The sequence below is a fragment of the Pedobacter sp. Leaf216 genome (assembly GCF_001421515.1).
In the GTDB taxonomy this organism is placed as follows: Bacteria; Bacteroidota; Bacteroidia; order Sphingobacteriales; family Sphingobacteriaceae; genus Pedobacter.
Genome location: NZ_LMKM01000023.1, coordinates 236,543 through 249,114 on the forward strand (window position 1 = coordinate 236,543; position 12,572 = coordinate 249,114).

At 37.6% G+C, this 12,572-nt stretch carries 9 protein-coding genes; 2 read left to right on the forward strand and 7 right to left on the reverse strand.

Annotation, left to right across the window (positions count from 1 at the left end):
• Window positions 1-90 precede the first annotated feature (90 nt).
• The 6 genes from ASE74_RS16390 to ASE74_RS16415 form a co-directional block, all read right to left on the reverse strand.
• Window positions 91-549, reverse strand: coding sequence for an NUDIX domain-containing protein (locus ASE74_RS16390; protein WP_055911274.1), 459 nt, complete (start codon window positions 547-549; stop codon window positions 91-93).
• A 136-nt stretch (window positions 550-685) separates the two neighbouring features.
• Complete coding sequence (locus ASE74_RS16395) at window positions 686-877, reverse strand: hypothetical protein (protein ID WP_055911276.1); 192 nt, start codon at window positions 875-877, stop codon at window positions 686-688.
• 71 nt (window positions 878-948) lie between these two features.
• Complete coding sequence (locus ASE74_RS16400; protein ID WP_055911278.1) at window positions 949-3,033, reverse strand: glycoside hydrolase domain-containing protein; 2,085 nt, start codon at window positions 3,031-3,033, stop codon at window positions 949-951.
• 353 nt (window positions 3,034-3,386) lie between these two features.
• On the reverse strand, window positions 3,387-3,905 hold the full coding sequence (locus ASE74_RS16405) for a DUF2911 domain-containing protein (RefSeq protein ID WP_055911990.1): 519 nt from the start codon (window positions 3,903-3,905) through the stop codon (window positions 3,387-3,389).
• Window positions 3,906-4,053: 148 nt separating this feature from the next.
• The gene (locus ASE74_RS16410) at window positions 4,054-5,760 is read right to left on the reverse strand and encodes a sodium:solute symporter (protein ID WP_055911280.1); all 1,707 of its coding nucleotides are present in this window, start codon (window positions 5,758-5,760) and stop codon (window positions 4,054-4,056) included.
• Window positions 5,761-5,860: 100 nt separating this feature from the next.
• Complete coding sequence (locus tag ASE74_RS16415) at window positions 5,861-8,329, reverse strand: PIG-L family deacetylase (RefSeq protein WP_055911282.1); 2,469 nt, start codon at window positions 8,327-8,329, stop codon at window positions 5,861-5,863.
• Window positions 8,330-8,999: 670 nt separating this feature from the next.
• On the opposite strand from ASE74_RS16415, the gene ASE74_RS16420 reads away from it, so the two are divergent.
• Entirely contained in the window at window positions 9,000-10,337 is a 1,338-nt protein-coding gene (locus tag ASE74_RS16420) for a sigma-54 dependent transcriptional regulator (protein WP_055911285.1), read from the forward strand.
• Between the two features lie 88 nt (window positions 10,338-10,425).
• Here the strand turns inward: ASE74_RS16420 and ASE74_RS16425 are convergent, their stop codons facing one another.
• Window positions 10,426-10,878: a hypothetical protein gene (locus tag ASE74_RS16425; protein WP_055911287.1), complete on the reverse strand. Its 453-nt coding sequence runs from the start codon at window positions 10,876-10,878 to the stop codon at window positions 10,426-10,428.
• Window positions 10,879-11,089: 211 nt separating this feature from the next.
• On the opposite strand from ASE74_RS16425, the gene ASE74_RS16430 reads away from it, so the two are divergent.
• On the forward strand, window positions 11,090-12,556 hold the full coding sequence (locus ASE74_RS16430) for an ABC transporter substrate-binding protein (RefSeq protein WP_235526136.1): 1,467 nt from the start codon (window positions 11,090-11,092) through the stop codon (window positions 12,554-12,556).
• Window positions 12,557-12,572 lie beyond the last annotated feature (16 nt).

The following is a 12,572-nucleotide window of genomic DNA, read 5'->3' on the forward strand; positions in this document are numbered from 1 at the left end:
AATTTTTTGTTTATGATAGAAAATATTTCCAGTCTACAACATATTTTAATGATTATCAATGGTGCAGGAAAGGATATTTCTCATATTGGATTAGCTACCTAGTTTCAATGTAAGTTCATCGAGTAAAGCAATCTGTTTTTCATTAATTTGTTTAACCGCATCGTTATAATTAAACCACCCGGCCTTATCCACTTCAGCAAAATTTTGCTTTTTCCCTGATCGTGGAGGCCATTCAATTTCAAAAGTATTGCTCACAATGCTAGATGGATCCAATTCCCCTTCAATGGCCCAGCATAAAACCCTTTTACCTCCTTTTTGCACAATTGCACTTAATGCTATAAAATCACCTGATAATGTTTTGCCTGTTTCTTCGGCAAACTCTCTGATGGCGGCATTTAATGGCTCTTCATTTTCATTTAATTCCCCTTTGGGTATTGTCCAAAATCCTAAATCTTTCTTAACAAAAAAAGGACCGCCGGGATGTACAAGAAAAAATTCGAGATGCTGATCTTTCTTTCTGAAGAGTAAAATACCTGCGCTTTGTTTCATAGCAACAAGATAGGGCTTTATGATCCAAGAAGTCAAGTTTTAAAAACTTGACTTCTTTGTACAAACAAAAAAGCAGTTAAGTTTTATACTTAACTGCTTTATATAATCTGGTATGATGAGATTTTATTGGAGGCGTTTACAACAACCCGTACAAACCGTGGGCGTAGTTCCTTAATGAAGATGATACTGTTTTCATCTTATCCGGAGATGGGCCTTTTACTTTATAGGCTTCTGGATGAAGTTCTAAAGGTTGATCGTTAATTTGTTCTAATGTGTTCTTGTTGCTTAATGTAGCATGCTGTTCTTCGCTTAATTTTAAAGGTGCCATGATCTTGAAATTTATACTAGAACAACAGGAATTATTGAAATAAGTTTGCGGGGTAAGTTATTTTTTTTAAATTATTTTTCAAGGCTGGAAATCCAGTTTTCTGTATCCGAAATCTTTACCGGAACCGCCGAAGCTACAATTTTAAGTACCCCTCCAGCATTAATTTCATCTTGGGTGATGTAATTCCTTTTGAAGGGCTTTCCGTTAAGAAAAATAGTTTTGATGTATTTATTTTTGAGGTTAAAATTTTCTGTTTCGATGGTAAAAGTTTTCCCTTTCGGCAGGTTATAGCTAAGTGATGGAAACAAAGGCACATTTAAATAGTATACCGGCCAACCTACACAGGCTGGAGAAAAGCCACTTGCTGCAAATATATACCATGCACTCATTGCCCCCGCATCATCATCCATGGTACGGAGATAAGCATGTGGTTGATTTCGGTAGATTTTGCCAATATAACTGCCAATTCCCCTACTGTTATCGTTAAAATAATTCTGAATTACTGTATCAGCAGCCAATTGATGCATCCAATATTGCGATTTATAGCCCAATTTGGTGGTATTATACATCAATGGTACCTGAAGATCGGGCTCATTGGCATGATTATATAAATCGCGGGCAAAAAACTCGTCAAGCTTAGCAAGGTAAGATTCTTCTCCACCATCAAGCGCTATCAATCCTTTGAAATCGTATGGAACAAACCACCGGTATTGCCAGATCGTGCCCTGGTACAATCCTCTGGCCTGCATCCTGTCTACATCATTTTTGCTCATATCTTTAAAATCCTTATTCCAGTATTTTTTATAATCCAGTGCCTTATTTAGGTAAAAAGTTGATTTTTCCTTATTGTTCAAAATCTTGAAAATTTCAGATAATGCCCAGTTGTCATAACTGGATTCGAGTGCTTTATCTGGCGATTTATAATCTAAACCATCAACTTCTTTCACCAATGAATCGGCAATTTTATTAAAATCTACAGGATAACCTTTTCGGTAAGCATCGAGCAATACCACAATGGCATGTTCAGAACGGACCGTATTTGATGGCTCATTTTGCCCTGCATAATCTTTTTTTCCTGAGTTATATAAATCAGCAATAGAATTCACCATTCCTGAATAGCGGTTTTGTGCTATTAAAGAAAGTAAAGGTAACTGGGTGCGGTAGTTGTCCCATATGGCCCAGCCATTGTAACGGATTTCTTTATCCTTTTGAATTTCACCTTTTGTATTGCGGTAGGTGCCATCAGTTTCAGAAATTACATAAGGCGATTGCATGGTACGGTATAATAGTGAATAGAACAGTTTTGCGCTTTCCAGATCGCCGTTTACTGCAATTTTGGAAAGATTCGTATTCCATTCAGCCTTGCTTTGTTCTTTAACGGTGTTAAAAGGGTTTTTATTGATAGCGGCTTTTGCATATTCCACACTTACCGATGAAAGTGCGATATTGATACCTGATGAAGTTACATCTTCTTTTAAAGTGGCAATCATTTTATGATCATCAATTATTTTCCATGAAACATTATTTCCGATTTCCATGTAATAGAACAGCTTGTATTTACCTACCCCACAAGTGGTTTTAGCAGTAATCCATCCACTTACACTGTTGCCATTTATATCGTGAGATTCTGCCACAAAAGCACCGTTAAAGGCGTAACTTAAATCAATATAAAAACCTTTTGCCCCTTTCGGAAATTGATAAGCATGTTTCCCTGCTTTACCAAACACCGTAAAACTTGCCTTAATTTTATTTTCAAAGCCCACTTCGTAATACCCAGGATTTGCTTTTTCTGAAACTTTAATCAGCTCAGTTTGCGCCGGATCGGTACCTAAAAAGGGTTTAATGAAAATATTCCCACCAGAACCCTGGCAACCTACGCCCTCAAAACGATTATGGGTAAAACCCTCAAATTTTTTGGCCAGGAATTCGTAACCTGTATGTGTTTTAGGATACGTTTGCGGACCGATGCTTAACATACTAAACGGTGCAGATGCGGCTGGCGACATTTGTCCGTGATCTGCAGAGGAGCCCAGAAAAACATTTACCTGATCTACAGGTTTTGCAGTTTCGACTGTGAATAGCTGAGATTTATGTTGTGCTAAAACGTTTAATGAAATGAGCGGCAAAAAGGCCAGGAGTTTAAGAGAAAACTTCATTATGTAGTACTGTTTTTAAATCGGCCTAAAATAACATTTTAACATGAAGTAGATATTATGTTTTAGCTTCTTTACAGAAGTTCTTCGTCTTGCTATTAGAAGCCCTAATTACGGGTGAACGTAATTTCACCACAGATAAAAAGGATGCACACAGATAGGGAAATCCGTATTTTCTGTGCTCATCTGTGGTTAAAAACGTTAAATTAATAGTATCAGTGCAATTGTTGTTGCCTGATCTGTTTTCCAGGCTGATAGTGTTAACAAGAGATAACATAACAAGATCAGGATGATAATAAAACAAAAAAAGCCGTCTAAATATAAAATCAAGACGGCTTTAAATAAGATTATTGTTATTATTTGATGGTAACCGGAACTGAAATTTTATCCCAATCCAAAGAGAAACCACTTTTAGTAATTTTATATACCAAACGCTCTTGTGTAGCTTTTAATGCTTTCGTTTTAACATCAACGCGTAAAGCATCCTTAGCTTCTTCGTATTTGTAAGCTCCCCATTGTTTTGGCTCCTTGTTAAAAATTGCTGTCCAGGTTCCACTTTCTTTAGGTATTAAAAAGAAGCTATATTTTCCTGCGGGCAAAGCTTTACCTTCTACCATGATATCTTTATCGGTTTCAAAAGTAGTTGCCTCATTAGCACCCGCACGCCATACTTTATCAAAAGCCTCAAGGCCTCCCCAAATTTTACGTCCTTTAACTGCCGGACTGCTGTAGTTAATGGTAATGGTTGCACCCTTTACTTTTCCTGTTGCAGTAGCCGCAGGACTTGGCTTAGGCTGAGCATCTTGTGCCATTGCACTTACAGAAATGGTAATTGCCGTAAATAGCAAAGCGATTGATTTAATCATCGTTTTCATAGTATTATATTTATCTGTTTTTGTTGTTTTTAATTTCACGAATTTATGGCTTTCAGTTGATAAAAACTATAATCCCAGTGTCTTAAAACGAAGAAACGTTTTTATTATTTCATTAGTAGTTTTCTAACATTTCGTCTTACCGAATGTACTATGCTTTAGATGTACTATTGGCTTTAACTTGCGGGTTATAAAATATCATCCCAAGTAATGAAAATATAATCACCGCAGCAGCACCAATTACGTTAAGCCACAGGAATGAAACAATATCAAACTCATAAACAGCAATAACTGCGATTTCGGAAAAGATTGCAGCAAAAAACACCAACGGACCGTTTATCTTTTTAAAATAAAATGCCACTAGGAAAATACCAAGTATAGGCCCATAAAATAAGGAACCCAATACATTAACCGCTTCAATTAACGAACCCATTTGTGTGGCAAACATGGCAACCGCTATCGAAAAAATACCCCAGGCCAATGTATGCAGCCTGCTGTATCTTAGCTCTGTTTCATCGTTTACTGCACTTTTTTTAAAAATGAGGTGCACATCTTTTAAAGAACAGGCGGCCAATGAATTTAATGCCGCAGATATTGATCCCCAACTGGCTAAAAATATGACGGCGAAAAGCAAACCGATCATTCCTACCGGAAGTGTATTTTTAACAAAATATAAAAATATATAATTGGTATCTGTTTTTTCTGCATTGTAATTTGCTTTGTTGATTGCTTCCTCTACCCTACCATGAAGTTCTTTCACTTGTTTTTGGGTTGACTTAAAATTTTCAATAGCAACATTTAACAATGGTGATTGCTGTTCCTTTTCTACAAGTATGGTTTTTGATTGCTCATTAAATTTCTGCGCCAAGGCATTGTGTTCTTTTTCGAAAACAGCAGCCTGCTGTGGTTGCGTTTCTTTTAAATATTGATAGGAATGCTCATTGAAATAGATCGGTGCAGGTTTTAAGGAGAAAAATGCGAAAAGTAAAGCACCGATTAATAAGATTGCAAACTGCATTGGTATTTTAACCAATCCGTTTAAGAGCAGCCCCATTTTCGCATTGGTATTGTCTTTTGCGGTGATGTACCTTCCAACCTGACTCTGATCAGTGCCAAAATAAGAAAGTGCGAGAAAGAAACCACCAATTAAACCACTCCAGATATTGTATTTATCCTTCCAATCAAATTCTGTGGTTATTACATTTAATTTTCCCGATTTACCGGCAAGATACAGCGCATCTTTAAAACCGATGCCATTGGGCATATTTTGCACCAAAAGATATCCGGCAAAGGCCATTGTTCCTAAAATTATCAGAAATTGCAGCTTCTGTGTATGCGCAATGGCCTTTGCACCGCCAACATAAGTATAAATCAGCAGTATTCCACCAGTTAAAATATTTGTTAAATAGATGTTCCAGTTTAAAACACTAGACAGGATAATACTTGGGGCGTAAATACTGATCCCTGTCGACAATCCACGGGAAAACAGGAACAAAAGTGAGGTTAAAACTCTTGTTTTTTTATCAAAACGGTTTTCGAGATACTCATAAGCAGTATAAACATTTAATTTTTGAAAAATCGGGATAAATGTGATACATATAACGATCATTGCCAACGGCAAGCCGAAATAATATTGAACGAAACGCATACCATCTGTATAGGCCTGCCCTGGTGCCGATAAAAAAGTAATGGCACTGGCCTGGGTAGCCATAATACCCAGTAACACAATGTACCAGGGCATTTTATTATCTGCCTTTAAGTATGATGCATTGCTTTTTTGTCCGCGGCCGATAAAAACGCCATACGTTACCACCGCAAGCAATGTAAATATCAATACTGCCCAATCGATATTACTCATGCCCAGAATTTAGTAAACAAATAGTAAAATACAATCTGAAATACCAGTGCCAAAGCGAGTAGCACGTACCAGGTATTCCAGTTTTTGAATTGATTTTTCATCATTTACCGGCAGACAAAAAGTTAAAGAAAAGCCTTGCTGCGCCCACATTGCCAGCTGGCAATTGCCTAAAAAAGGCTAAGGGAGTATAAATAAAGTTTCCTTTTCCATATTTAGCATATAATGTTGATCCCTGAAGCGGTTCTTCACCGGTATCGTGCATTTCAAAAAGCGGCTCATATTTAGCATCCCATTGATCGGGGAAATAAGCTCCGCGCTCCTGCACCCAACCTTTAAAATCATCTGAAGTAATTTTATTAGGAGAATTAAGGAGTTTGTGATTGGGATTTAAGAGTTTAACCTCAGCGTTTTCTTCAGTTACTCTTTTACCGCTGATGGAGAATGGATAAATGCCGAAATCTTGCAAGGCCATATCCTGAGTGGTATTATATTGCATTACGATAGTGCCTCCGTTTTCTACATAGCTACGCAGTGCAGTTTGCCAGTTTTTAATTCGTTTTTCGGTATTGATAACCCTCACACCTGTTACCACAGCATCATAACTTGCCAGTTTTGTTGTATTTAGAATATCTGCTTCGGTTAAAACATCAACCTGTAAACCTGCCTGCCTTAAAAACTCAGGAATCAGATCTCCCGCACCTTCAATGTAACCTATTTTTTTGGCCAGCACTTTTACGTCGCCTTTAATTAACCATGTTGTGGCCGGAACAAAATACTGTAATGTTGGCAAATGTGGATATTGAATAAGTACTTGCCCCCTCGAATATTCATTTGCTTCTGATGAAAAAACAGCTTCGAGCTTATTTTGACTGGTTTTAATTTTGGCTAAATCTTCAACCGGGATTAAGAAATCTTTGGTGGTAATGGTGTTTTCGGCTAGGTTAATGCCTTGAAAAGTCTTCACTATCTGGTTTCCGATCTTGAAACTCACCTTACCATAATTAATATTCTTATTGGCTTTTAAGCGGAGACTAACGTTTAACGATTCTTTTTCTTTAGCAAAATAAACAGGTTCGCTAAAACTTAAATCCAGCAGAGGTATAATGCGCAACGGCTCTACTACATCACCTTTAACAGGATCTAGCTTTTTATAGGATAAAGGCAATCTGATGTCAAATTTCTCATTTTCTATTTTTAAAGATACCAATACATTCAGTGGCGATTGCATTTCGGGCAATCCGATCAGCGTATCGTTTGCTACACTGAAAGTTGCTGTATTTTTAGCTGGTTTGGACAGCCAATACGGCTCTGTGGGCGAAGCATCTGCAGGAATCTGTATTTTTCGTTCAATGGTAATCAACGAGTCGTTATCAAGTTTTCGGTTCAAATTATCTGTTTGATTCAACCAGTTTACATTTTCTACAGTAATCGGAGTAGCAGACCTCGAAATTAAATTTAAACGGAAATTATAGCCATTACCAGCAATGGCTTCAGGTTGGTTGGTTACAACTTCACCCATAAAACCTACACAACTTAAAATAATATTGTCAATAGCTACCAGCTTATCTTTTCTCAGAGCTACATCCTGTAATTCGGCAATCTTCTTTCTCAACATCAATAAACCATGCAAACTCTTATCAGGTTGGTTGTAATTAAAAGATAGCAGGATAATATCAATCAGTTCGTCAATATCGCCAGTTCCTTTGTCAGACCAGTTAAGACTTAAACCATCAAAAAGAGTTCTTTTTGCAGGCTCGCCCAAAACATTTGTAAAATATTCAGCACGTACACCGGCAACTGATTGTGTACCTGCTCCCTGACTTTTGTGCAAACTTCTACTTAAACCTGCCAACTCACCATAACCCATCCCCAGCTGTGCATCGTACTGGCCAACTGTGGCTTTTATTTGATTTTCGGAAGTAGTATTTACAGAACCAAACCTAAAAGTATTCCATAACAATCTTTTTGGCTGCCAAACGGAAACATACTTGAGCTGATTTGGAAACATATCTTTATCGGCCGCAGCTTTAAAAGCTTTTTCGGCTACAACAGCAGATGCAGCATGTTGACCATGACCTGCAGCAGCTGTAGGTGGAAAACGGCAAATAATTACATCCGGTCTGAATTTTCTAATTACCCATACCACATCTGCTGTAATGCTATCGGCATCCCACTGTTTAAAAGTGTCGTTTGTATTTTTAGAAAAACCGAAATCAATCGCCCTGGTAAAAAATTGCTGTGCACCATCCAATCTCCGAGCTTCTAAAAGCTCATGCGTTCTGATCAGGCCTAAGGCCGCACCTTGTTCTGTACCCAAAAGGTTTTGTCCGCCATCACCCCTTGTAAGTGATAGATAACCGGTTTCTACATTTTGCTCATTAATTAACCACGATAGTAAACCTGTATTTTCATCATCCGGATGGGCCGCCAGATATAAAACCTTTGGCAAGTGCTTTAAAGTTTTGATTTCTCTATAAATTTCCGAAGATTTTGCCGGGCGCACCTGTTGGGCAGCACAAAAAATTACCGGAAAGCAAAGTATAATTATTGCGATTAGTTTCTTAAACATAGAATTTGTGTTGCAAAAATCAAATATGCTTAAAAAGCTTTTACTTTAAGGCCTCGGAAACGAAAAAGGTACAATTTAGTTTGGAATAGGGAGTTTTAGGTATTGAGTTTAATGTTTAAGCTCGTGTAAACATGTATTTGTCAGTATAAGCTTATTTAGTTTTTAGAACTCTTTAAATATAAACCCGTGGTCAGTGGCTACACAGACCGTTCTACTTTTTAAAATCAAACTAGAAATATTCCTATTTCGGTCTGTGCGGACACAGACCTAGGAATGAAACCTTGCATCCGCATTAAGATTCCCGCATGCGCGAGAATGACGACCGTGTTGAATATAAACCCGTGGTCTGTGTCCCCACAGACCGCTCTATTTTTTAAATCAATGCAATAATATTTTTATTTCGGTCTGTGCGGACACAGACCGAGGAAATGAAACCTTGCATCCGCATTAAGATTCTTAGATGCGCGAGAATGACGATCGTGTTGAAATATAAATCCGTGGTCTGTATTCCCACAGACCGCTTTATTTTAATATCAAACTAAAATATTCCTGTTTCGGTCTGCGGGGACACAGACCGGGGAATGAAATCTTATATGCAAACACAAACCGAGGAAAAATCATTTAATCTTTCGGTATTTTTATACTTAATATTGCAGCATAAATTTTACCTATGAATGGCATGGTGCTCATCATTGATGATGAAAAAAAAATCTGCAGTTTACTTTCCAGGATTATAGAACTTGAAGGCTTTAAAACCTTGCAAGCAAATACAGGAAAAGATGGACTTAAACTACTAAAAAACAACGATGTAAGCATTGTAATCAGCGATGTAAAACTGCCTGATGTTAACGGTGTTGCTTTGGTTAAAGATATTAAAGCCATTAAGCCATATGTAGAAATCATTAACCTTACGGCTTATGGTACAATAGCCGATGGCGTTTTAGCAATAAAAAACGGAGCTTTCGATTATCTTGTAAAAGGCGACGATAACGATAAAATTATACCGCTTTTGTACAGGGCGATGGATAAATCAAATTTACAGCGCAGGGTTTCTGACCTGGAAAATAAAATTGCAAAAAAACATAGCTTCGAAACGATTATTGGTCAGTCAAAAGCATTAAAAGAAGCCATTGACCTGGCAAAAAAAGTTAGTGCCACCGATACCACTGTTTTACTATTGGGCGAAACCGGAACAGGTAAAGAAGTTTTTGCACAATCCATTCATTATGAAAGTCCGCGGGCAGCAAAACCCTTTGTTGCATTAAACTGCAGTGGTTTTAGTCCTGATTTACTGGAAAGCGAACTGTTTGGTTATAAGGCAGGGGCTTTTACAGGGGCAAATAAAGATAAAAAAGGCTTACTTGAAGAAGCCAACGGCGGAACATTATTATTGGATGAAATCGGTGAAATGAACCTTGATCTCCAGGCCAAATTATTACGTGTACTGGAAAGCCAGACTTTTATTAAAGTAGGCGATACGCAAACACAACAGGTAAACGTACGGATTTTAGCAGCAACAAATAAAGATTTAAAGGCTGATGCCGCTTCTGGGAAATTCCGCTCAGATCTTTATTACCGGCTTTCAGTTTTCACCATCATTTTACCTCCACTGCGTGAGCGAAAATCAGATATACCTGCATTGGCGAAACACTACTTAAAGGAGTTTGCCGATAAGGTTAACCGCGCTACCCCAAAAATGGATGATAAAATACTTTCCATTTTAAGTGATCATAGCTGGAAAGGAAATATCCGTGAGCTTAAAAACGTAATTGAGCGTTTAGTCATTTTATCTGATGGAGATCAACTAAGTGCCACTGCGCTTCCTCCCGAATTTTTTGAATTTGCACCGGTAGCAGACGATTATAACCTACAACAGGTAGAAAAACAGCATATCCAAAAAGTGCTCGTTCATACCAAGGGCAATAAAACAGAAACATCACGATTATTGGGGATAGGCTTAACCACCCTTTACCGTAAAATTGAAGAATACCAGATTAAGGAAATATAGGTGAATTGTACTTGTGCTGTCAGAGCTACTATCTAGCAGAAACATTTTTAAAGGTGACAAAATTAACTTGCCTTTGAAGCAAATGACGTTAAGCACCAAACCTAATCCATTTATCACCTTCGTGGCCGAAAATGAAAGAACCGGGGTGCAGCATTTCTGCAATATCTTCTACAAGTGCTACCGCATTTTCGGCAGTTTTTTCGCGGTTTACATCATCATTTAATAAAATGATGCGGTTGTTTTGTACGGCTTGCCAATCTGTATTTAATGCAGCAGGAACTTCTCTCATTAAATCGGTCAGGGTTTTGCCCGGTTGGTAATAAATGATAAAAACAGCACTTAAAATATCAGTTTCTACCATTCCGCCTGCTACTGAGAGTTCTTCTGACAGGAAATAAACCGGATTATTATCTGTATCGAGACAGGCAACAGGCGTTTTATCCATAAATTTAATCTTGTGCTCCACTAAATCTAAACGTTCCTGTAATTCTTCTTGTTGAGCGGCATCAAGGCCAATAAATAAATCGTTTAAAAAAGACATCTGCATTAAATTTATTAATTTGTGCAAAAATAACATTCCTTACCGCATGCGAGGCTCAATTAAGTATATATTTTGGATTTTTTGTTTAACTATCATCTTTTCCTGCAAGGAAAACACAGCACATAACGACAAAAAAATCTTTAATATTAATCTCGATCAGGGTTTAACTTCTATAGATCCTGCTTTTGCGCGTAACCAGAACGCCATCTGGATGACGAACCAGATATTTAACGGTTTAGTGCAGATAGATTCTTCATTACAAACCGTTCCATGTATCGCAAAAAGCTGGCAGATTTCTGAAGACGCACTCACCTACACTTTTAATCTGCGTAATGATATTTACTTTCATAACGACCCTATATTTAAAAACGGTAAGGGAAGAAAAGTTGTTGCCAGCGACTTTGTATATAGTTTTTATCGCTTAATCGATCCTAAGGTGGCCTCATCTGGTGGATGGATTTTTAGCGATAAGGTAAAAGATGAACATAATTTTATTGCTTTAAATGATTCTACATTTCAAATTAAACTGGTGCGCCCTTTCCCACCGTTTATGAGTTTGCTCACTACACAATATTGTTCTGTGGTACCGAAAGAAATTGTGGAACATTATGGCAAAGATTTTAGAAGTCACCCGGTGGGCACAGGCCCTTTCAGGTTTAAATATTGGAAAGAAGGTGAGATTTTAGTCTTACTCAAAAATGACCATTATTTCGAGAAAGACGCCAATGGAAAGCCCTTGCCTTATCTTGATGCCGTAAAAGCCAGCTTTATTACCGATAAACAAAGTGGATTTATGAGTTTTTTAAAAAAAGACCTGGATTTCTATTACAACGTGGACGGGAGTTATCGAGATGATATTTTAACGAAAAGCGGAAAAATGACTTCAAAATACAAGGGCAAATTTACGCTCACTAAAAGCCCGTACTTATGCACAGAATATGTAGGGATATTGGTTGATACCAACCTTTCTATTGTTAAAAATTCACCACTGCGCTTAAAAAAAATCCGACAGGCGATAAACTATTCAATTGATCGCGATCGACTGATTAAATACCTAAGAAACGGAATCGGTGTTGCAGCAACATCTGGTTTTATCCCTAAAGGAATGCCTGGTTTCGATAGTGCCGCTGTTCATGGTTATGCTTACAACCCAAAACTTGCCGCTAAACTTTTAGAGGAAGCTGGTTATCCTGAAGGTAAAGGCCTTGCTGAAGTAAAACTGAATACCACCACTACTTATAAAGATCTCATCGAATTTATTCAGGGCGAACTTACTGCGATTGGCATTAAAACTAAAATTGATGTAAGTCCGAGTGCCAGCCTGAGAGATTTAATGTCGAAAAATAATGTGAACTTTTTCCGAGGCTCGTGGCTGGCTGATTATGGCGATGGCGAAAATTTCCTTTCCATGTTTTACTCAAAAAACAAAGTGCCTAACGGGCCAAACTACACCGCTTTTTACAACAAGGAATTCGATCGGCTCTTTGAAAAAAGCTATTATGAAACTGATAACGAAAAAAGATTTGAACTTTATCGTAAAATGGATCAGATGGTAATGGATTATTCACCGGTTGTACCATTATTTTACGACCAATCTGTGGTGATGCTACAAAATAACATATCTGGTTACTCATTTAACCCTTTAAGTTTGATGATTTTAAAAAGGATTAAAAAGTGATAGAAACTAGGCACCT

Coding starts and splice junctions, on each gene's coding strand:
- ASE74_RS16405 (WP_055911990.1), bottom strand. CDS start 3,905: ATGAAAACGATGATTAAATCAATCGCTTTGCTATTTACGGCAATTACC.
- ASE74_RS16390 (WP_055911274.1), bottom strand. CDS start 549: ATGAAACAAAGCGCAGGTATTTTACTCTTCAGAAAGAAAGATCAGCAT.
- ASE74_RS16425 (WP_055911287.1), bottom strand. CDS start 10,878: ATGTCTTTTTTAAACGATTTATTTATTGGCCTTGATGCCGCTCAACAA.
- ASE74_RS16410 (WP_055911280.1), bottom strand. CDS start 5,760: ATGAGTAATATCGATTGGGCAGTATTGATATTTACATTGCTTGCGGTG.
- ASE74_RS16415 (WP_055911282.1), bottom strand. CDS start 8,329: ATGTTTAAGAAACTAATCGCAATAATTATACTTTGCTTTCCGGTAATT.
- ASE74_RS16400 (WP_055911278.1), bottom strand. CDS start 3,033: ATGAAGTTTTCTCTTAAACTCCTGGCCTTTTTGCCGCTCATTTCATTA.
- ASE74_RS16420 (WP_055911285.1), top strand. CDS start 9,000: ATGAATGGCATGGTGCTCATCATTGATGATGAAAAAAAAATCTGCAGT.
- ASE74_RS16430 (WP_235526136.1), top strand. CDS start 11,090: ATGACGAACCAGATATTTAACGGTTTAGTGCAGATAGATTCTTCATTA.
- ASE74_RS16395 (WP_055911276.1), bottom strand. CDS start 877: ATGGCACCTTTAAAATTAAGCGAAGAACAGCATGCTACATTAAGCAAC.